This window comes from Ensifer sp. GW101-20A05 (assembly GCF_059424735.1).
The window spans coordinates 1-575 of record NZ_JBWKZT010000060.1 but is presented as its reverse complement, the minus strand read 5'-3'; the positions used below and the strand labels follow the sequence as shown (position 1 = coordinate 575).

1 protein-coding gene is annotated in these 575 nt (G+C 62.1%); it reads right to left on the bottom strand.

What is annotated here, in order from left to right:
• Positions 1–19: 19 nt before the first annotated feature.
• Positions 20–575: transposase (locus tag AC070A_RS34650; protein WP_494773653.1), on the bottom strand; the 556-nt coding region annotated here is incomplete at its 5' end.

The following is a 575-nucleotide window of genomic DNA, read 5'->3' as shown; positions in this document are numbered from 1 at the left end:
GCTAGAGTATCCGTGTTGGTCAAGTACGGGTTGGTTCCCATATGCGGCCATCCCTGAGCAATGCGTTTGCGATGATGATGAGCTTTCGCATGACGGCGGTAATGGCGAGTTTTGAGGCTTTTCCGGCGGCCTTGAGCCGGTCGTATTTGGCCTTGAGGTCGGGATTGAAGCGGATGGCGACGAGCGCGGGCATGTAGAGTGCTCGTCGGACATTGGCCCGGCCGCCGCGGATGAAGGCGCGGCCGATCCACTGTCCGGACTGGCGAGCGACCGGAGCGAGGCCGGCGAGGGAAGCGACCTGGGCCTGGTCGAGTGTACCGAGTTCGGGCATGTCGATGAGAAGCGCGAAGGCGGTGATTGCTGACACGCCCGGGATCGAGACGAGAATGTCGAAGCGTCGTGCGAGGTCGGGATCGACCTTGATGAGCGCCATGATCTCGTTTTCGAGGGCCGCGATCTGGCGCTCGATCTGCCTGAGCTGTTCGGCGTTGTGGCGCTTGAGGATCGGCAAGGTCAGGTTTTTCGCCCTGTTCCTGGCCGCCGTTCGGTTCTTCACCAATGCCTCGCGGGCCATG